General features: G+C 73.5%; 19 protein-coding genes. 16 read left to right on the forward strand and 3 right to left on the reverse strand.

Features of this window, described 5'->3' with window-relative positions:
• The 3 genes from ACWC21_RS19445 to ACWC21_RS19455 form a co-directional block, all read left to right on the forward strand.
• A partial coding sequence (locus ACWC21_RS19445) for an IPT/TIG domain-containing protein (RefSeq protein WP_450883355.1) occupies positions 1-723 on the forward strand: 723 nt, incomplete at its 5' end.
• A gap of 449 nt (positions 724-1,172) precedes the next feature.
• Entirely contained in the window at positions 1,173-2,252 is a 1,080-nt protein-coding gene (locus ACWC21_RS19450) for a right-handed parallel beta-helix repeat-containing protein (protein WP_450883357.1), read from the forward strand.
• An 86-nt stretch (positions 2,253-2,338) separates the two neighbouring features.
• Positions 2,339-3,385 (forward strand): YihY/virulence factor BrkB family protein, encoded by a 1,047-nt coding sequence (locus ACWC21_RS19455; RefSeq protein WP_450883359.1) that lies wholly within the window; start codon positions 2,339-2,341, stop codon positions 3,383-3,385.
• 19 nt (positions 3,386-3,404) lie between these two features.
• Here ACWC21_RS19455 and ACWC21_RS19460 read toward each other — a convergent pair whose 3' ends face one another.
• Positions 3,405-4,856 (reverse strand): purine-cytosine permease family protein, encoded by a 1,452-nt coding sequence (locus tag ACWC21_RS19460; protein WP_450883361.1) that lies wholly within the window; start codon positions 4,854-4,856, stop codon positions 3,405-3,407.
• A 207-nt stretch (positions 4,857-5,063) separates the two neighbouring features.
• On the opposite strand from ACWC21_RS19460, the gene ACWC21_RS19465 reads away from it, so the two are divergent.
• The 4 genes from ACWC21_RS19465 to ACWC21_RS19480 all read left to right on the forward strand — a co-directional run bounded on the left by ACWC21_RS19465 (position 5,064) and on the right by ACWC21_RS19480 (position 7,439).
• Positions 5,064-5,759, forward strand: coding sequence for a hypothetical protein (locus tag ACWC21_RS19465; protein WP_450883363.1), 696 nt, complete (start codon positions 5,064-5,066; stop codon positions 5,757-5,759).
• Positions 5,756-6,052 (forward strand): BON domain-containing protein, encoded by a 297-nt coding sequence (locus ACWC21_RS19470; RefSeq protein ID WP_450883365.1) that lies wholly within the window; start codon positions 5,756-5,758, stop codon positions 6,050-6,052. Before ACWC21_RS19465 ends, ACWC21_RS19470 begins: the two co-directional genes overlap by 4 nt.
• On the forward strand, positions 6,049-6,798 hold the full coding sequence (locus ACWC21_RS19475; protein WP_450883367.1) for a metallophosphoesterase family protein: 750 nt from the start codon (positions 6,049-6,051) through the stop codon (positions 6,796-6,798). Before ACWC21_RS19470 ends, ACWC21_RS19475 begins: the two co-directional genes overlap by 4 nt.
• A gap of 113 nt (positions 6,799-6,911) precedes the next feature.
• On the forward strand, positions 6,912-7,439 hold the full coding sequence (locus tag ACWC21_RS19480; RefSeq protein ID WP_450883369.1) for a hypothetical protein: 528 nt from the start codon (positions 6,912-6,914) through the stop codon (positions 7,437-7,439).
• A 77-nt stretch (positions 7,440-7,516) separates the two neighbouring features.
• Here the strand turns inward: ACWC21_RS19480 and ACWC21_RS19485 are convergent, their stop codons facing one another.
• Positions 7,517-8,797, reverse strand: a complete 1,281-nt coding sequence (locus tag ACWC21_RS19485) for an MFS transporter (protein WP_450883371.1) — start codon at positions 8,795-8,797, stop codon at positions 7,517-7,519.
• Positions 8,798-9,238: 441 nt separating this feature from the next.
• Positions 9,239-9,802, reverse strand: a complete 564-nt coding sequence (locus ACWC21_RS19490) for a hemerythrin domain-containing protein (RefSeq protein WP_450883373.1) — start codon at positions 9,800-9,802, stop codon at positions 9,239-9,241.
• A 302-nt stretch (positions 9,803-10,104) separates the two neighbouring features.
• Here ACWC21_RS19490 and ACWC21_RS19495 point away from each other — a divergent pair, with 302 nt between their 5' ends.
• The 9 genes from ACWC21_RS19495 (at position 10,105) to rfaE2 (ending at position 20,088) form a co-directional block, all read left to right on the forward strand.
• Positions 10,105-11,100, forward strand: a complete 996-nt coding sequence (locus ACWC21_RS19495) for an NAD-dependent epimerase/dehydratase family protein (protein WP_450883375.1) — start codon at positions 10,105-10,107, stop codon at positions 11,098-11,100.
• Positions 11,101-11,153: 53 nt separating this feature from the next.
• On the forward strand, positions 11,154-12,788 hold the full coding sequence (locus tag ACWC21_RS19500; protein ID WP_450883377.1) for a carbamoyltransferase family protein: 1,635 nt from the start codon (positions 11,154-11,156) through the stop codon (positions 12,786-12,788).
• Positions 12,785-13,828, forward strand: a complete 1,044-nt coding sequence (locus ACWC21_RS19505) for a glycosyltransferase family 2 protein (protein WP_450883379.1) — start codon at positions 12,785-12,787, stop codon at positions 13,826-13,828. The genes ACWC21_RS19500 and ACWC21_RS19505 overlap by 4 nt, the downstream gene beginning before the upstream one ends.
• Positions 13,825-14,466: a D-glycero-alpha-D-manno-heptose-1,7-bisphosphate 7-phosphatase gene (locus tag ACWC21_RS19510; protein ID WP_450883381.1), complete on the forward strand. Its 642-nt coding sequence runs from the start codon at positions 13,825-13,827 to the stop codon at positions 14,464-14,466. The genes ACWC21_RS19505 and ACWC21_RS19510 overlap by 4 nt, the downstream gene beginning before the upstream one ends.
• Before the next feature lie 230 nt (positions 14,467-14,696).
• Positions 14,697-15,704, forward strand: a complete 1,008-nt coding sequence (locus ACWC21_RS19515) for a glycosyltransferase family 9 protein (protein WP_450883383.1) — start codon at positions 14,697-14,699, stop codon at positions 15,702-15,704.
• 13 nt (positions 15,705-15,717) lie between these two features.
• Positions 15,718-16,680, forward strand: coding sequence for a glycosyltransferase (locus tag ACWC21_RS19520; protein WP_450883385.1), 963 nt, complete (start codon positions 15,718-15,720; stop codon positions 16,678-16,680).
• Positions 16,677-17,927: a glycosyltransferase gene (locus ACWC21_RS19525; protein WP_450883387.1), complete on the forward strand. Its 1,251-nt coding sequence runs from the start codon at positions 16,677-16,679 to the stop codon at positions 17,925-17,927. The genes ACWC21_RS19520 and ACWC21_RS19525 overlap by 4 nt, the downstream gene beginning before the upstream one ends.
• Positions 17,924-18,595, forward strand: a complete 672-nt coding sequence (locus tag ACWC21_RS19530) for a D-sedoheptulose-7-phosphate isomerase (RefSeq protein WP_450883389.1) — start codon at positions 17,924-17,926, stop codon at positions 18,593-18,595. Before ACWC21_RS19525 ends, ACWC21_RS19530 begins: the two co-directional genes overlap by 4 nt.
• Positions 18,592-20,088, forward strand: coding sequence for a D-glycero-beta-D-manno-heptose 1-phosphate adenylyltransferase (gene rfaE2 / locus ACWC21_RS19535; protein ID WP_450883391.1), 1,497 nt, complete (start codon positions 18,592-18,594; stop codon positions 20,086-20,088). Before ACWC21_RS19530 ends, rfaE2 begins: the two co-directional genes overlap by 4 nt.

The following is a 20,088-nucleotide window of genomic DNA, read 5'->3' on the forward strand; positions in this document are numbered from 1 at the left end:
GGTACGTCGGTGACCCTGACGGGGACGAACCTGACCGGGGCCACGGCGGTGCGTTTCGACGGGGTGGCCGCGTCGTCGTTCACCGTGGACTCGGCGACGCAGATCACCGCGGTCGCCCCCGCCCATGCGGCCGGCGCCGCGGCGGTGACCGTCACGACGCCGGGCGGCACCAGCAATCCCGACAACCCCCAGGCCTACTTCTTCTACGCCGCCGTGCCCTCGCTGACCGCCGTCACGCCGCCCTCCGGGACCACGGCGGGCGGCACCACGGTGACCCTGACCGGCACCGGTCTGCTCGGCGCGACGGCGGTGCGCTTCGACACCGTGGCGGCGACGTCGTTCACCGTGAACTCGGCCACCCAGATCACCGCGGTCGCACCCGTTCATGCGGCGGGCACCGCGGCGGTGACCGTCACGACCCCGGGCGGCACCAGCAACCCCGTCGCCTACGTGTATCTCGCGTCCGCCGTACTGGCCTCCCTCGTCCCCGACAAGGGGCCCACCCAGCCCGGCACCGTCGTGACCGTGACCGGCACCAATCTCACCGACACCACCGGCGTCCAGTTCGGGTCCACCCCGGTGCCGTTCACGGTGGTCTCACCCACCCAGCTCACCGCCGCGGCCCCCGCGGGAACGGCAGGGCCGGTCACCGTCACCGTCACCACTCCGGCCGGCAGCAGCAACAGCCTCACCTACACCCGGATCGCGTCCCCGGGCATCTGAGGGAAGTGGTGGAACCGCGACAGCCGGTGCCGCGAACGGCACCGGCTGCACGGATCCAACTTCCCACCAGGGGTGCCCATCGCGGTATGCCGGCACGATCACACGTGCTCTTCCGGAAAAGCAGCGAGTGGTCCGACTGCCGCATCCCCCGGCGAGAATGGGCGGCCCACCGGTTGGATCCATTCCAGTAATCCATTCCGGCGAAGACCGCGGCAAGTGCCTCGTGACTATGTCACACGAACGGACCAGCGCGCTGATCGTGTCCGCCTTTCTTCGAAAGAACCATTTCCAAAAGAAAACAGCCCGTGGTGGGGCCCTCTCACCCATCCGGGTCCCACTGGATGCAGAGCACCCACCGTCACGATCAAGTTGGACTGTCGAGGCGGCAGTTCCCCCGACTCAGCCGGTTCAGGAGACCGCCGTCCAGCAGACGAACAGAGGGAGTACCGGTGCTGACCGTGAAGAAGACCCGCGCCCTGGCCCTGGCCGCACTGCTGAGCGCGTCCGGGGTGGGCGTCGCCGCGTCGGCCGCCGCGGAGAACCTGTCGGCACGAGCGGTGGTGCCGTGCGGCGACGTCGACGAACTGATCAGACAGATCAACAACGCCAACACCCTCGGCGTCGGGTCCATCACGCTCTCGGCGGGCTGCGCATACAAGATCACCGCACCGGCGGTGGCCGGCGGGCCCTACGGGGCCGACGGGCTTCCCGTGATCACCGCGAACGTGACCATCAGCGCCGACTCCGCCACCATCTCCCGTACGGCGACCACGGCCTTCCGCATCGCCGAGGTGGCTCCCCAGGGCTCCCTCACCCTCAACGGGATCACCGTGTCGGGCGGCAGTGCCGCATCGGACACCGGCACCGTCGGCGGCGGCATCCTGACCCGGGGACGTCTCACGTTGAGCAACAGCCGGGTCACCGGCAACACCGCCGCGGGCACGGGCGGCGGCATCGAGGTGGCCCCCGGCGGCAGCGCGGACCTGTCCGGCGGCGTCGTCACGCTCAACACCGCCTCCGACGGCGGGGGCATCCACGTCGACAACTCCGGCCGGCTGACCGTCAGCAGCGCGTCCGTCAACGGCAACACCGCGACCTTCACCGGCGGAGGGCTGGCCACCAACGGGACCACGGTCCTCAACAGCGTGACCGTCCACGGCAACCGGACCGACACCTTCGAGGGCGGTGGCATCTACACCGCCACCGGCCCCCTGACCGTCAACGGCGGGACCGTCGCCGGGAACACGGCCGCCTCCTACGGGGGAGGCATCGCCAACTTCGGCAGCACCGTGCTCCTCCAGCGCGCGTCGCTGGACCGCAACACCGCCGCACTCGACGGTGGCGGCCTGTACAACCAGACCGGCAGCGCCCAGCTGATCGCCGGCGAGGTCACCGGGAACGGGGCCGGCGGCCACGGCGGCGGAATCTTCCGGTCCGGCGGCTCGGTAGCCGTCACGGGCACCACGGTCACCGGCAACACGCCCGACAACTGCGCCCCGACGGGCAGCATCCCCGGCTGCCCCCAGTGACGCGCGACCGGCCTTGCCACCCAAGGCAGTTGACTGTTCGCGAACGCGAAAAGATTTGACGGTGCAGGACGGGTTACCCCGGAGACATGGCACCGACAACGGAATCCGAGCAGCCGGACGAACCCGCGCAGCTGTCGAAGCGGTCGTGGTGGGCGGCGTTGAAAGGCACGGTGAAGGAGTTCCAGGACGACGAACTCACCGACCGCGCCGCGGCACTCACCTACTACGGCGTGCTGTCGATGTTCCCGGCCCTGCTGGTACTGGTCTCCCTGCTGGGCGTCGCCGGTGAGTCGGCGACCCAGGAGGTACTGGACAACATCCAGCGACTGGCCCCCGGGTCGGCCCGGGACATCATCGGCAACGCCGTGCAGGAGCTGCGCGGCCGGGGCGGTATCGGCTCGGTCATGGCCGTCGTGGGCATCCTGCTGGCGGTGTGGGCCGCCTCCGGCTACATCGCGGCGTTCATCCGCTCGGCCAACGCGGTGTACGACGTCCCCGAGGGGCGGCCGGTATGGAAGATCCTCCCGGTCCGGGTGGGCGTGACGGTGCTGCTGCTGGTGCTGGCGGTGATCAGCGCGCTGATCGTGGTCTTCACCGGCGGGGTGGCCCGCCAGGCCGGTGCGGCCCTCGGGTTCGGCGACGCGGCCCTGACGGTGTGGTCGGTCGTGAAGTGGCCCGTGCTGGTCGTCCTGGTCACGATCATGATCGCGCTGCTGTACTGGGCGACACCCAACGTCAAGGGCCGCGGTTTCCGGTGGGTCACGCCGGGCAGCGTGCTGGCACTGGTGATCTGGCTGGCCTCCTCGGCGGGTTTCGCCTTCTACGTGTCGAACTTCGCCTCGTACAACAAGACCTACGGCACCCTCGCCGGTGTGATCGTCTTCCTGGTGTGGTTGTGGATCAGCAACATCGCCATCCTGCTGGGCTTGGAGTTCGACGCGGAACTGGCCCGTCGCCGCGCTGTCGCCGGTGGCCTTCCGGAGGACGCGGAACCCTATCTGCCGCCCCGTGACACCCAGGCCTGGAGCGAGGAGGACCAGCGCCGCGTGGAGCGGGAGACGGAGCGGGCGACCACGCCGGAGACCGGACGGGAAGAGGAAGCGGCAGAGGAGGAACGGCACCGCTCCTCGTGACGGGCCGGGAAGCGGCCGTTCACGGTTCGCGGTGTTCGTGCGCCGCGCGCTCCAGCGTCTCGGCCTCGGCCTCGGCGAGCCGGGTCTCCGCCGCCACGTCGATCGACCGGGTCAGCAGCCAGTAGAGCACCGCCGACACCGGCAGGCCGACGAAGAGGGAGATGTCGCCACCGTCGAGCGCCTTGGCGACCGGGCCGACGTACAGGGTGCCCACGGAGAAGAACGGCACCATCGCGGCGAACCCCACCAGGTAGGCGATGATGCCGTGCCAGCCCCAGCGCCCGTAGATGCCGTGCGGGTTGAAGATCTCGGCGACGGCGTAGTGCCCGCGGCGCACGACGTAGTAGTCCATCAGGTTCACCGCGGTCCACGGGATGAACAGGTAGAGGACCAGCAGCAGGAAGTTCTCGAAGTTGTTCAGGAAGTTCGAGGTGGCGGCCAGCGCACCGATCACGGAGAGGACCGCGGTGAACCCGATGGTCACCAGCCGGACGGCCAGGGTCGGTGCCACCCGCCGGAAGGAGTCGATGGCGCTGATGAGGGTCAGCGACCCGCCGTACATGTTCAGCGCGGTGACGGACACCAGGCCGAGCGTCGCGAAGAGCAGCACGATCGCGCCGAATCCGTCGAACACCTTGTCGCCGGCCGCGTTGATCGAGGCGATGGTGTCGAAGCCCTTGCCCGCCCAGGCGGCCAGCAGTGTCCCGAGGACCATCAGCCAGATGCCGCCGAGCGCCGAGCCGAAGTACGTCCAGTAGAAGGTCTTGCGGACGGTGACGTCCGGCGGGAGGTAGCGCGAGTAGTCGGAGACGTAGATGGCCCAGCTGATCTGGTAGCCGGCGACCACGCCGAACTGGGCGAGGAACGGCGTCCACGCGAAGTGGCCGAGGTCGAAGGAGCCCGCCGGGTAGTGCAGGGTGGCCAGCACGCCCACCGTGAAGACGCCGAAGACCACCAGGAAGGTGTACGTCAGTATGCGCTCGGCCTTGTGGATGATGTCGTAGCCCACCAGCGCGATGACGAAGGCGACGGCGGTCACCACGACCACCCACAGCTTCACGCCCCCGTGCAGCGTGCTGTGCAGGGACTCTCCGGCGAGGATGGTGTTGAAGACGTTGAACCCCGCGTACTGCACATAGGCGAAGATCCAGACCAGCAGGGCACCGACGTAGCCGAACTGGGGCCGCGACTGGATCATCTGGGGAAGCCCGAGCTGCGGCCCCTGGGCCGAGTGGAAGGCCATGAAGAAGGTGCCGATGACGGTGCCGGCCACGATCGCGATCAGCGACCAGATGAGGTTGCCGCCCGCCGTGATGCTGACCAGTCCCACCGCCAGCGTCGCGATCTGCGCGTTGGACATGAACCACAGGGGGCCCAGGTGCCACAGCTTGCCGTGCCGCTCGTCCAGTGGGACGTAGTCGATCGACCGAATCTCCAGGCCCGTCACCCCGGGAGCCGATGCGGTGGTCATGGTGCCTCCCGAGTGCTGTTCCGCCACTGTGGCCATGTTCTTCCCCCGTCCGTGGAAGTGCCAGCCAGCGAACGGTCAAGTCGTCGCCCCGGAGCCGGTTTGTTCCGCGTGTCGACCCCGAGGGGTCGGGTACTAGGAGAACCCGGCCGACGCCCGGGGCCGAACGGGGACGTCCGGGGCAGGGCCGGCGCGGAGATGGGAGTGGTCATGACGCAGAACGGGGAGGACGTGACGCTCGCCCGGCGACGGGCGGAACTCCACTTGGCGGCGGACGACCCCGGGGGGACACCGGTGACCGGCGAACCGGTACCGCACCCGCAGGCACGGGAACTCCCCCAGGACCGCAGCCAGGCGATCCTCGAGGCGGCCAAGCGGGTGGGTGCCGTCCTCAAGCGGAAGGGACACGCCTTCGCACTGGCCGGGAGCGTGGCGGTGTACGCGCACGGCGGCAGCCGGCATCTGCAGCACGACGCCGACTTCTGCATCCAGCCCGAGGACGCCGAGGCGGTCGCGCAGACACTGCGCGAGGCCGGGCTGGGCGTCCGGATGCCGCCCGAGGACTGGCTGCTGAAGACGACCTGCTTCGAGCAGGACGTCGACATCATCTTCGAGCTGGCGCGCCGGCCCGTCACGCCGGACCTGCTGGAACGGGCGCAGTATCTGCCGGTCGACTCGGTGCACATGCCCGTCCTGGCACCGACCGACCTCATGCGCAGCCTCGTCACCGCCTTCTCCGAGCACCACTGCGACTTCGGGTCCGTGCTGCCCGTCGCCCGGGCGTTGCGGGAGAAGGTCGACTGGGAGGAGGTACGGAAGTCCTGCGGGGACGAGCCGATGCCCGCGGCCTTCCTCTTCCTCCTCGAACGCCTGCATGTCATCGAACCGCAAGAGGAGCAGCCATGACCGACCAGGGCGCCGTCCACGCGCCTGGTGCTCCGGTGGCCGAACACGCCGAACATCTGGACTACCGCGTCGCCCACCTCGCCGAACGCCTGGCCGCGGGGCCACTCGGCGAGCTGGGGGTGCGCGCCGAGGTCCGGGGCGAGGCCGTCCTGCTGACCGGCACGGTGCCGTCCGCGCAGTGCCGCGACGACATCCTCCGCCAGGCCCGCGAGGCACTTCAGGGGCATCCGGTCCACTCGGACATCCGTGTCGCGGGGACCTCCTCGCCCGGCGAGGCGGAGGAACTGGCATGATCCGGGTCGCGGCCGTGGGGGACATCCACATGGGGCCCGAGAGCCAGGGGGTGCTCCGGCCCTCGTTCGAGACACTGCCCGAGTGCGCCGACGTACTGCTGCTGGCCGGGGACCTCACCCGGCACGGCACGCCCGAGGAGGCCCAGGTCGTCGCTCGGGAGATCAAGGACCTCGGGGTCCCGGTGGTCGCCGTGCTGGGCAACCACGACCACCACGACGACCGGCCCGAGGAGGTCACCGCCATCCTCCGGGACGCCGGCGCGCATGTGCTCGAAGGACAGGCCGTGGTCGTGACCGGCGACGACGGGCCCCGGATCGGCGTGGCCGGCACCAAGGGGTTCGGCGGGGGCTTCGTCGGACGCTGCGCCGGGGAGTTCGGCGAGCCGATCATGAAGGAGTTCGTCCGGTACTCCCGGCGGTGCGCCGACTCGCTGTGCGACTCGTTGCGGGAGCTGGACGAGTGGGGGTGCGACGTACGGATCGCCCTGACGCACTTCTCACCCGTGCCGGAAACCCTCGCCGGGGAGCCGCTGGAGATCTATCCCTTCCTCGGCAGTTATCTGCTGGCCGAGGCCATCGACACGGCGGGCGCCGACCTCGCGGTGCACGGGCACGCGCACGCCGGCACGGAGCACGGGATGACCGGGGCGGGCGTCAAGGTGCGCAACGTGGCCCAGCCGGTCATCGGGCGGGCCTTCCACGTCTACCACCTGCCGGAACGCGGGGCGTCGGCGGACAGTCCCTGAGTCGTACCGGAGTGTGGCCGACGACACGTCATCGGCCGGGGTCCGGCCGGGCTACCGTTTTACCGAGTCCCCCTTCTCGGAAGTTTCCCGGTACCAGCTCGGACGGCCCCGTAGTGCTCACAGACCTCTCCCCGCTGATAGCGGCGACCGCTCAATGGCTGACGTGCGCCTACCCGCCCGGTGGCGGGGCACTGGACCGCGCCCTGTGCGAGGTGCAGGCGCGGCAGGCCGTCACCGTCGCCGCCTGGCTTCGGTACCCCACCGCCATGGACGCCGCCCTGGTCGGCATGGCGGGCCCGGGCGGCTCCGCCGCGCTGGACTGGATCAGCGGCGCCGCCGTCTGCGAGGACGACGAGCCGGAGACGTGGGCCTGGCGCACCTGGGTGGACGAGGTCGTCGCCAGCTGGGCGGCCGGCCTGCTCACCGACCCCGAGCTGGCCGCCCTGGCGGTGGCCGCGCTCGCCGGCGGCGAGCACACCACCGGGGCGCCGGTCGAGTTCCGGCGCCTGACCGACCCCGACGAGGCGGACCGCCGGGCCGCCGCGCTGCTGCGCCACCCCGACCTTCTCGCGCCCATCGCCGGACTCCACCACGCCCAGCTCCTGGACCGTCTCGACCCGGGCCGGGCCCTGGCGGCCTGAGAGCCCCGGGAAGCCCCCCGGTCCCGCGGGCCCGGCCCCTCGCCCGGGCGTGCCCTCGTCCGCCCGGGGCGGCTTTCTCAGGCCGCCGTGTCCAGCGCCGCCCGGCCCGTGACGTCGCCTTCCCGGGCGGCCAGGGTGACCGGGACCGGGGTGCGGCGGACGCGCAGGAGGAGGGCGGTGGCGACGGGGGCCGCGATGAGGAGGCCGCCCGTGACCAGGGCGCCCCGGGCACCGGCGTACTCCATGAGGAGGCCCAGCGCCGGCGGACCGCCGAGGCTCCACACCGTGCCGATGCCGCTCCACACGCCGAGGACGCGGCCGCGCAGGTGGGCGGGCGGGTCGGTCTGCAGGACGGCCGTGCCCGCGGTGTCGGAGACGGACTCGACCACGGCCATGGGAAGGACCAGCACCAGCAGCACCGCCAGTGACGGGGAGAGCCCGGCCGCCACCTGCAGCAGGGCACCCGAGGCGGCCAGCGTGCCCACCAGCCGGACGGAGGGCCGACGCATCCGCGCGCCGAGCACCGCGCCGAGGATGCCGCCGACCGCGAGGACGGTCGACACCGTGCCGAACGCGCCCGCGCCGCCCGCGAGCGGACCGGTGACGAGCACGGCCAGTGTCAGTCCGTAGTTGCGGCCGAAGACCGAGCTGAGCCCGGTGACGGCGGCGAGCGCCACCAGGCGGGGCCGGCGCACGAAGAACAGCAGGCCCTCCCGCACGGTCATGTCGCCGGCGGACACGGTGGGACGGGTGGTGGTGACCGCGCCGGGCGCGGGAACGGCCGCCGTGGCCGCTCCCGCGCCCGCCGCGGCCCGCGCAGGCCGCAGGAACGGCACGACCGAGGCCACGAACAGGAACGACAGCCCGTTGGCCGCGTACGCGGCGGCCGTGCCGAGGAAGGCGACCGTCAGCCCCGCCAGGCCGGTGCCGACCAGCCGGCCCGCGCTGTGCACCAGCGCGCCCACCCCGATCGCGGAGGGCAGGTCCTCGGCCGGCACCAGGTCGTTGCCCAGCAGGGCGCACGCCGGCGCGTCGACGGTGGCGATGACGCCGGTCAGGGCGGCCAGTACCAGCAGGGCGGTCATGTCGAGCCGGTGCAGTGCCACCAGGAGGGCCGTCGCGAAGGCCACCGCACCGAGCAGTGCCTGGCTCACGGCGACCGTCGTCTTCCGCGGCCAGCGGTCGACGGCGGCCCCGCCCAGCAGGCTCATGAACAGCGCGGGAGCGGCCTGCACGGACATCGACAGACCGGTCGCCGCCGCGGAGCCGGTGATCTGCAGCACGAGCAGGTTCTGCACCGTCAGCTGCATCCACGTACCGGCGTTGGACACGAGGTTGGCGGCCGACCACCAGCGCATGCCCCGGTGCCGCAGAGACCGCCACGGGGAGCGCGAGGGCTTCCGGGGCGGCCCGGGCACGGGTTTCGGCGCAGGGGAGGGCAGGGCGGGGGCGGTAGACACAGTGCGGTTCTCGGCAGACGTCAGTCAGGGGAGACCGGCGGAAACCAAGGACGCCGGCTGCGCTGCACGGCCGCTCCACCGAGTCGGTCACGGCGCCGACCATGTTGACAGAGGCGACGGCCGAGTCGATGACACCGCCCGCGGGGCGGGGCACACGCAAGGGCCAACTGCGAACGGGCTTCGAGTATGTGGCCTGCCGAGTGGGTTTGCTCACAGGGATCGCAGCTGGGTTCAAGGGCTGAAGCCGACTGCGCCCCGCACCACAGCGCGCGACGAAAAGCCCGCCGCCGCGGCGACGGGCTTCTCCCGGCATCTGCCGGCAGTCCGGCCGAAAGGACCTCAGTCCATCTTGCCGCGCCCCGACAGCGCATCCCGCAGCCGGTCCACCAGTCCGGCGCCCGGCGCCAGCATCTTGTTGGCCGGGGGCTTGTCCGGGGCGGTCGGGTGGGGTCGCGTCGGTGCCGTCTTCTTCGCCTGGCGGACCTTGTCCCCCAGCTCGTTCAACGCGTCCGCGGGGCACGCCGCCCGCAGCCTGGGGAAGAGGTTCTCCTCCTCGTCCGTCACGTGCTCGCGGATCTCGCTCATCAGCGAGGTGATCAGCCGGTCGAAGTCCGGGGCGCCGGCCTCGCAGCTCTCGAGGTCCTTCATGATCTGCTCGGCCTTGGCGTGGTCCTCGAGCTCCTTGTCCGCCAGAGCTGCGCCACCGTCCAGGTGCTCACGCACGGCCGGGTACAGATAGGCCTCCTCGGCCACCGAGTGCCGCACCAGCTCCATCGTGGCCTGGTCGGCGTACACCTTGCGCTTCTTGTCACCGGAGGGCAGCGCCTCGATCTTGCCGAAGAGCTCCTCGACCTCGCGGTGATCGGTCACCAGCTCGTCGATGACGTTTCCGCCGTGTCCCATGTCCTTCACCTCCAGCCCCCGAGTGCCCGACCCCGGCCGACTCACACGAATCGCGCGTACAGCCCGGGTTTCGCACCATAGGCATCAACGTGTGAAAACTACTGAGACGGGAACCCCGTGTCAGTGCCGTCGAGACCACGGCGGCCACCGGAGTCGCACAGCGCTCCCCATGCCCCCACGACCGGTTCTTTCACTCCCTCCACACTCTTCTCTTCCCGCGCCGGGCGGGTTCGCGCCCGGCTGCCGGGCTCTCCTGCGCCCGATCGCGCCCAGGGGACCGTGACGTGGACGAAGGACCTTCCATGACTGATGCGACTACGCGCGTCCCCTGGGGACGGGCCGTGGTCACCGGCGGTGCCGGTTTCCTCGGCAGCCACCTGTGCGAGCACCTGCTGAATGCGGGTGTCGAAGTCGACTGCGTCGACAACCTGCTGTCCGGATCACCCCGCAACGTCGCCCACCTCGACGGCCGCCCCGGCTTCCGGTACGTCCAGGGCGACGTCTGCGCCCGCGACGTGCTGCGGCGACTGACGGGACCGTACGACCTGGTCCTGCACTTCGCCTGCTGCGCCTCGCCCGCCGACTACCTCCGGCTGCCCCTGGAGACGCTGGACGCCGGCAGCCTGGGCACCCGCAACATGCTGGCCCTCGCCGAGCGCGACGGGGCACGTCTCCTGCTCGCCTCGACCTCCGAGGTGTACGGCGATCCGCTCGTGCACCCGCAGCGCGAGGACTACTGGGGCAACGTCAACCCGGTCGGCCCGCGCAGCGTCTACGACGAGTCCAAGCGGTTCGCGGAGGCGCTGGTCACCGCCCATGTGCGCACCAAGGACGCCGACGCCGGGATCGTCCGTCTGTTCAACACCTACGGGCCCCGGATGCGCGCCCACGACGGCCGCGCCGTGCCCACCTTCGTCTGCCAGGCCCTGGCCGGCGAGTCGCTGACGGTGGCGGGCGACGGCAGCCAGACCCGCTCCCTGTGCTACGTCGACGACACCGTCGAGGGCATCCTGCTGGTCGCGGCGAGCCGCTCGGTGAGGCCCGTCAACATCGGCGGCAGCGACGAGGTCCCCGTCCGGGACATCGCCCGCCGCATCGTGGAGCTGACCGGCTCCTCCTCCCGCATCGAATACGTCGAGCGCCCCGTCGACGACCCGCAGCGCCGGCGCCCGGACACCACGCTCGCCCGCGAACTGCTCGGCTGGGCGCCCCGCGTGCCCTGGGAGGAGGGCATCAAGCAGACCATCGCCCACTTCGCCGCGGCGCCGCCGGTACCCGAACCGGCCCGGCAGCCGTAGAGAAGCCACCCGCACCCGCAGGGAGCCGACCACCACCCCGCCACGGAGGCAGCATGCGCGTCCTGGGAATCAACGCACTCTTCCACGACCCCGCCGCGGCCCTGGTCGTGGACGGCCGGATCGTGGCAGCCGCGGAGGAGGAGCGCTTCAGCCGGCGCAAGCACGGCAAGCGGCCCGTTCCCTTCTCTGCCTGGGAGCTGCCCGAACTGTCCGCCCGATGGTGCCTGGACCGGGCCGGGCTGACCCCGTCCGACCTCGACGCCGTCGCCTACTCCTACGACCCCGAACTGGCGCGCCCCGCCGAGCAGCTGGGCCTGCACGACCCCTGGGACCACCTGCGCCAGGAATACGCCCGCCGGGCACCGGAGTTCCTCGCCGAAGCACTGCCCGGTCTGGACCCGCAGAAGGTGCGGCTCGTCGCCCACCACGTCGCCCACGCCGCGTCGGCCGGCCAGGCCTCCCCGTACCCGGACTGCGCCGTGCTGGTGCTGGACGGCCGCGGCGAATGCGGCTCGCACCTCGCCGGACGCTACGTCAACCGCGAACTGATTGTGCTGGGTTCGCAGTCGCTGCCCGACTCCATGGGCCTGTTCTACGAGGACCTCACCCAGCACCTGGGATTCCTGCGCAGCAGCGACGAGTTCAAGGTGATGGCACTCGCCTCCTACGGCAAGCCGCGCTTCCTCGACCGGTTGCGCGCCCACGTGAGCCTCGACGACGGGGGCGGCTTCCGGGCACGGCCGGTGCCCTGGGCGTCGCTGGTCCCGCCACGCCCGGCGGGCGCACCCTGGACGCAGGACCACGCCGACCTGGCGGCCAGCGCCCAGGCCTGTCTGGAGGAGGTCCTGCTCGGCCTGGTGCGGTGGCTGCACGACCGTACCGGCGAGAACGTGCTGACGCTGGCCGGCGGTGTGGCGCTCAACTGCGTGGCGAACACCCGCATGCACCGCGAAGGACCCTTCGAACAGATCTGGGTGCAGCCCGCCGCCGGGGACGCGGGCACCGCGCTGGGCGCCGCCCTGCACATCGCCCACCAGAAGGAGACGGTGGAGGCGATGCCGACCGCCGCCCTCGGCCGCGGCTGGAGCGACGACGAACTGCGCGCCTGGCTGGAGCGGGCGGCCGTCACCTACGAGCAGCCCGACGACATCGCCGAGACGGTCGCCGAGGAACTCGCCCGGGACGGCGTCGTCGCCTGGTTCCAGGGCCGCAGCGAGTACGGCCCCCGCGCCCTCGGCCACCGCTCGCTGCTCGCCCACCCCGGGCGCGCCGAGAACCTGGAACGCCTGAACGCCGTGAAGGGACGCGAGGAGTTCCGGCCCGTCGCCCCGATGGTGCTGACCGAACGGGCGGGTGAGCTGTTCGACGGGCCGCTGCCCAGCCCGTACATGCTGTTCGTGCACGACGTCGCCGAGGCGTGGCGGGAACGGATCCCGGCCGTCGTCCACGTGGACGGCACGGCCCGCATCCAGACCGTGGACCGCGCGGACGAACCGCTGGTGGCCCGGATGATCGACGGGTTCGAACGCCGGACCGGGCTGCCCCTGGTGGTCAACACCAGCCTCAACACGGCGGGCCGGCCCATGGTCGACGACCCGCGCGACGCTCTGGAGTGCTTCGGCTCCGCGCCCGTGGACCTGCTCGCCCTCGGCCCGTTCGCGATCCGGCGGAAGAAGGTGTCCGCATGACGAAGACTCGTACGGCGGGCGCGCCCGCCTACAGCGTCGTCATCCCGACGATCGGGCGCGACTGCCTCGCAGACTGCCTGCGCGCGCTGGCCGCCGCCACGACCCGCCATCCGCCCGAGGAGGTCGTGGTCGTGGACGACCGCCCCGAGCCGGACGGGCCGCTGCCCGTGCAGGCGGCCGGGATGCTGCTCGACCGGGTACGCACGCCGCGCAGCGGCGGACGCGGCCCGGCCGCCGCCCGCAACACCGGCTGGCGCACGCTCACCGCTCCCTGGACCGTCTTCCTCGACGACGACGTGCAGGTGCTGCCCGACTGGTCCGACCGCCTCGCGGAGGACCTCGCCCAGGCGTCCGCCGACACGGGCGGCATCCAGGGCCGCCTGACCGTGCCGCTGCCCGGGGACCGCCGCCCGACCGACTGGGAACGCGGCACCGCCGGGCTGGCGGAGGCGGCCTGGGCCACCGCCGACATGGCCTACCGGACGTCGGCGCTGATCCACGTGCACGGATTCGACGAACGCTTCCCCCGCGCCTTCCGGGAGGACGCCGACCTGGCCCTGCGGGTACTGGACGCGGGATGGTCGCTGCACCGCGGGCGGCGCCTGACCCGCCACCCGGTGCGCACGGCCGACCGGTGGGTGTCGGTACGGGCCCAGCGCGGGAACGCCGACGACGCGCTGATGCGGTACCTCCACGGCCCCGACTGGTGGGACCGGGCCCGCGCCCCCCGCGGCAGGCTGCCCCGGCACGCCGTCGTCACCTCCCTCGCCTTCGCGGCACCCCTGCTCGCCCTGACCGGACGCCGCCGCGCCGCCTCGGCCGCCGGCCTGCTGTGGGCGCTGGGCACCGCCGAGTTCGCCCTGGCCCGTATCCTGCCCGGCCCCCGGACCGCGTCGGAGGTCGTCACCATGGCCGCGACCAGCGTGGCCATCCCCCCGCTGGCGGTCCGGCACTGGCTCACCGGACTGGTACGCCACCGCGGGGCCGCACCGCTCGGTGCCACACCGCCGGGTGTCGCACCGCTGAGGAGCGCGACATGAGCGCCACGACGGCGCGCGGCGCCGCGCCCGCCCGGCCCGTGGACCCCGCCGTCAGGGACGACCCCGCCGCAGTGGAGGACCCCGTGCACCCGCCCGCGGCACCCGCCCGCGTGACCGCCGTCCTCTTCGACCGCGACGGCACGCTCGTGGAGGACGTGCCCTACAACGGCGACCCGGACCGGGTGCGACTGCTGCCCGGCGCCGAGGAGTCCGTGGCACTGCTGCGGGCGGCCGGCATCCCCACCGCGGTGGTCAGCAACCAGTCCGGCGTAGGGCGCGGGCTGCTCACCCACGCCGACGTGCGCCGGGTCAACGACCGGGTGGACGCCCTGCTCGGCGGGATCGGCACCTGGGTGTACTGCCCGCACCTGCCCGAGGCCGGCTGCGCCTGCCGCAAACCCCGCCCGGGCCTGGTCCTGGAGGCCGCCCGCCGCCTGGGCGTGGACCCGCGGACCTGCGTGGTGATCGGCGACATCGGGGCCGACGTGCTGGCCGCTCGGGCCGCGGGCGCCCGGGCGGTGCTGGTGCCCAACGCGGTGACCCGGCCCGAAGAGGTCGCGTCGGCGCCGGAGACCGCCGACGACCTGCTCACGGCCGTACGGCGGATCCTCACCGAGGAGCGAGGGGAGCGCCCGTGAGGGCCCTGGCCCTACGTCCCGACAGCCTCGGCCACGTGCCGTCCGCCGGGCCGGCCGTGCAGCCGGGCCGGCCGTGCAGCCGGGCCGGCCGTGCAGCCGGGCCGGCCGTGCAGAGGGGCGGGGCTCGCTGCTCACCCGGCGGGTCCTGGTGCGGGCCGAGCGCCGTGTTCGCGGCCCGTTCCGCCGTCGGCGCTCCGCCGTGGCCTCGACCCGCCGGGAGGTGACCGCTCGTGAAAGCCCTGGTGGTACGCCTCGACAGCTTCGGTGACGTGCTGCTCGCCGGCCCCGCCGTACGCGCGGTCGCCGCGCACGCCTCGCACCTCACGATGCTGTGCGGGCCACGTGGCGAGCCCGCCGCCCGGCTGCTCCCCGGCGTGGACGACGTGATCGTGTGGGAGGCGCCCTGGGAGGGTTTCGATGCGCCCGCCGTGCACGAGGCGGACGTCGACGGCCTCGTCGGGCGGCTGAGGGAGGCCGCCTGCGAGACCGCCCTCGTGCTGACCTCCTTCCACCAGAGTCCGCTGCCCACGGCCCTGCTGCTCAGGCTGGCCGGAGTCACCCGGATCGGTGCCGACAGCGTCGACCACCCCGGCCGCCTCCTCGACGTACGCCACCGGCGGCTGCCCGGCCGGCACGAGGCGGAGGCCGCGCTCGACACCGCCGTCGCGATGGGCTTCCCGCCCCGCCCGGGGGACGACGGCCGGCTGCACGTCGTGCCCCCGCCCGACACCTTCGCCCTCACCGGTGACGGCCCGTACGTCGTCCTGCACCCCGGCGCGAGCGCGCCCGCCCGCGCCTGGAGCCCCGGGCGCTGCGCCGAGGCCGTCGCCCTGCTCACCGACGCCGGTCACCGGGTCGTGGTCACCGGAGGGCCCGGGGAGCGGGACCTCACCCGACGGGTCAGCGGCGACACCGGGGTGGACCTCGGCGGCCGCACCGACCCGCGCACCCTGGCCGGTGTGCTGCGCACGGCCGACGCCGTGGTGTGCGGCAACACCGGCCCCGCCCATCTGGCGGCGGCCGTCGGGACGCCGGTGGTGTCCCTGTTCGCGCCGGTGGTCCCGGCCGGGCGGTGGGCACCGTACGGGGTGCCGTGCGTGCTCCTCGGCGACCAGCGGGCGCCGTGCGCCGACAGCAGGTCCCGGCACTGTCCCGTACCCGGCCATCCGTGCCTGGAGGAGGTCACGGCGCAGGACGTGGTGAGCGCGGTGCAGAAGCTGATCAAGGAGCACCCATGACCGAGGAGAGCCCATGAACGTCCTTGTCTGGCATGTGCACGGCTCGTGGCTGACCTCGTTCGTGCAGGGGCCGTACACCTTCCTCGTGCCGGTGCTGCCCGACCGGGGGCCGGACGGGCTCGGCCGGGCGCGCACCTGGCAGTGGCCCGCGTCCGTACGGGAGCTGAGCCCCGCCGGGCTGCGGGACGCCGACATCGACCTGATGGTGCTCCAGCGGCCGCACGAGCTCGGACTGGCCCACGAGTGGACGGGCCGCCGCCCCGGCGTCGACGTGCCCGCCGTGTACGTCGAGCACAACGCCCCGCACGGGACGGGCGACGGCACCCGGCACCCGCTCGCCGGCCGCACCGACATCCCCGTCGTGCACGTCACCCACTTCAACCGCCTGATGTGGGACAACGGCCGGGCCCCGACCGAGGTGATCGAGCACGGCGTCATCGACCCGGGCCACCTGTGGACCGGCGCGGAACCCAGCGCGGCGGTCGTCGTCAACGAGCCGGTGCGCCGGGGCCGCACCACCGGTACCGACCTGCTGCCGCGGTTCGCGCGCTGGGCGCCGCTGGACGTCTTCGGCATGCGAACGGAGGGCCTCGCGGACCACCTGGGGCTCCCGCCCGGCCGCTGCCGCAGCCGGGACCTGCCCCAGGGCGAACTGCACCCGGCGATGGCCCGGTGCCGTCTCTACCTCCACCCGATCCGCTGGACCTCGCTCGGACTGTCCCTGCTGGAGGCGATGTTCCTCGGCATGCCGGTGGTGGCCCTGGACACCACGGAGGTGCGTGAGGCGGTCCCCGAGGGAGCGGGGGTGGTCTCCAACCGGTTCGACGTGCTCGAGGACGCGGTCCGGGGATTCCTCGCCGATCCCGCGCACGCACGGCTGACAGGGGAGGCCGCCAGGGCCGCGGCACAGGCCCGCTACGGGGAGCGGCGCTTCCGGGACGACTGGGAGCGCCTGATCAAGGAGGTCACCCGATGAGCCACAGACACCCCTCGGCCGGCCGCGTCGCCATGGTGTCCGAGCACGCCAGCCCGCTGGCCGAGCTCGGCGGACCGGACGCGGGCGGCCAGAACGTGTACGTGGCCCAGGTCGCCCGGCAGCTGGCCCGCCGCGGCCACGAGGTCGTGGTCTACACGCGGCGGGACGACCCCCGGCTGCCGGACCGGGTCACCACGCCGGACGGCGTGAAGGTGGCACACGTGCCCGCCGGCCCGGCGGCCCCGATACCCAAGGACGAACTCCTGCCCTGCATGGCGGAGTTCGGCGCCTGGCTGGCCCGGGAGTGGGCCTCGGAGCCGCCCGACGTGGTGCACGCCCACTTCTGGATGTCCGGCACGGCCGCCCTGGCCGGCGCACGCGACCTGGGCGTTCCCGTGGTGCAGACGTACCACGCCCTGGGCACCGTGAAGAAGCGCTACCAGGGTCCCGCCGACACCAGCCCGGCCGACCGGATCGCGATCGAGACCGCCGTGGGCCGCGAGGCCGGTGCGATCATCGCCACCTGCCGGGACGAGGTGACCGAACTGGAGGCCATGGGGCTGGCCCGCCGGAACATCTCGGTCGTGCCCTGCGGGGTCGACCCCGAGGAGTTCTCCCCGGTCGCGGGATCCGAACGCGAACGACGCCCGCCCCGGCGTCTGCTGACGGTCGGCCGGCTCGTTCCCCGCAAGGGCTTCGACCGCGCCATCCGTGCCCTCGCCGACGTCCCCGACGCGGAACTCCTCGTCGCCGGCGGTCCCGAACAGGCGCTGCTCGCCGCCGAACCGGAGGCCGAGCGGCTCTGGGCGATCGCCGAGGAGTACGGCGTCGCCGACCGGGTGACACTGCTGGGCGGGGTGAGCCGCGAGGCGATGCCCCGGCTGATGTCCAGCGCGGACCTCGTGCTCTCGCTGCCCCGCTACGAGCCGTTCGGCATCGTCCCGGTCGAGGCGATGGCCTGCCGGGCCCCCGTGGTCGCCACCGCCGTCGGCGGCCAGCTCGACACCGTCGTGGACGGCCGCACCGGCGTCCTGGTCCCCGCCGACGGCGCCTCGCCGGACGCGGACCACGCCGTCGGCGCCGTCGTCCGCCGCCTGCTCGACGACCCGGGCCTGCTCGCCCGCTACGGGGACCGGGGGCGGCAGCGGGTCCTCGACCGCTACACCTGGGACCGCGTGGCCGACGGCGTGGCCCGGGTCTACAGCGCCGTCTCCTCCGTCCCCTCGCTCTCGGGAGTCGTCCGATGAAGCTCGTCACCGACGTCACGCACTGCGACGACCTGATGAAGGCCCTCGAAGTATTCCGCGAGGACGCCCCGCTCATCCGGCGCTGGGGCACCGCGCTCGCCGGCCGGCTCGGCGGCGGCGCCCGGCTGCTGGTCGCGGGCAACGGCGGCAGCGCGGCCCAGGCCCAGCACCTGACCGCCGAACTGGTCGGCCGCTACCGCGACGACCGGCCCGCGTTCTCCGCGCTCGCCCTGCACGCCGACACCTCCTCCACCACCGCCATCGCCAACGACTACGGGGTCGGTGAGATCTTCGCGCGGCAGGTCGCCGCCCACGGCCGCGACGGCGACCTGCTGATGCTGCTGTCCACCAGCGGCGCCAGCGCCAACCTGCTGGTCGCGGCGGAGGAGGCACACCGGCTCGGCCTGTCCGTCTGGGCCCTGACCGGCCCCGCGCCCAACCCGCTGCAGGCCGCCGCCGACGAGGCCCTGTGCGTGGACGCGGCGACCGGCGCCACCGTCCAGGAGCTGCACCTGGTGGCCGTGCACATGGTGTGCGAGGCCTTCGACCAGGCCGTCGCCCAGCGGGACGGGGACCAACGGGACAGAGGACAGCGGGACAGGGGACAGCGGGCCGCAGGCCAGGAACGGCGACGGCACTGGGCGGCGGCGGGGGAGGACGCCGTATGACCGCCCCCGCACCGCTGCTCGTCGTCGGGGACGCGCTGCTCGACCACGACCTGACCGGCCGCGCCGAGCGCCTCGCCCCCGACGCGCCCGTGCCGGTCGTCGTCGGGGTCCGGCGAGCCACCCGCCCGGGCGGCGCCGCCCTCGCCGCGCGGCTGGCCGCCGCCGACGGCCGGGAGGTCACCCTGGTCACCGCGCTGGGCGACGACCCGGCCAGCGACCACCTGCGCGAGCTGCTGGCCGGCCGGGTCCGCCTGGTCGAACTCCCCCTGACCGACGCCCTGTCCAGCAAGACCCGCGTCCTGGCCGAGGGCAGGCCCCTGCTGCGCCTGGACGACGGCGACGGGCGGGCCCGGGACGCCACCGACGAGGCCCGTGCGGCGGTCGCCGAAGCCGCGGCCGTCCTCGTCGCCGACTACGGCCGCGGCACCGCTGCCGTGCTGCGCGAGGCACTGACCCGCGCGGCTGCGCAGGCACCCGTCGTCTGGGACCCGCACCCGCGCGGTGAACCGCCGGTGCCCGGCGTCCGCGTGGCGACCCCGTCGGCGAGCGAGGCCCGCGCCTTCGCGAGCCGCCTCGGCGGCGCGGACGAGCAGGAGCACGGCAGTGCGCTGCAGACCGCCGCCCGGGACGCCGACACCCTGGTCCGCGCCTGGCGGGCGGCCTCCGTCACCGTCACGCTCGGCGGCCGGGGCGCGCTGCTGTCGCACGGCGGAACCCCGCTGATGGTGCCCTCGCCGGTCACCGCCGAGGGCGACGCCTGCGGGGCCGGGGACCGGTTCGCCGCGACGGCCGCCGGACTCCTGGGGGACGGCGAACTCACCGAGAACGCCGTCCGCGGAGCAGTGCACGCCGCCACCCGCTACGTCGCCGAAGGCGGTGTCCGCTCCCTCGACACCCTCGACGCCCTCGACGATCGCGGCACCGGCACCGGCACCGGCACCGGCACCGGCACCGGCACCGACGACGAGCCCCGCCCGTCCGCGGTGGCCGACCCCACCGAGGACGCCCTGCGCACGGCCGCCCGGGTCCGCACCGCCGGCGGCACCGTCGTCGCCGCCGGCGGCTGCTTCGACCTGCTGCACGCCGGACACGTCGCCCTGCTCCAGGCCGCCCGCCGCACCGGAGACTGTCTGGTCGTCTGCGTCAACTCGGACGCGTCCGTGCGCCGACGCAAGGGCGACGGCCGCCCGCTCGTGCCCCAGGCCGACCGGATCCGGGTGCTGCGCGCCCTGGAGTGCGTCGACGCGGTCGCCGTGTTCGACGAGGACACCCCCGAGCGGCTGCTCGGCGAGCTGCGCCCGCACATCTGGGCCAAGGGCGGCGACTACGCCCTGGCCGAGTTGCCGGAGGCGTCCCTCGTGGCGAGCTGGGGCGGCCAGGTCGTCCTCCTCCCCTACCTGGACGGCCGGTCCACCACCGGCATCGCCGAGCGTGCGGCGCTCGGCCCGCGACCGGTGCACCTCACCCGGACCGGCCCCGGCGGACGGAGGTGA

The organism is Streptomyces sp. NPDC001348, from assembly GCF_053597535.1.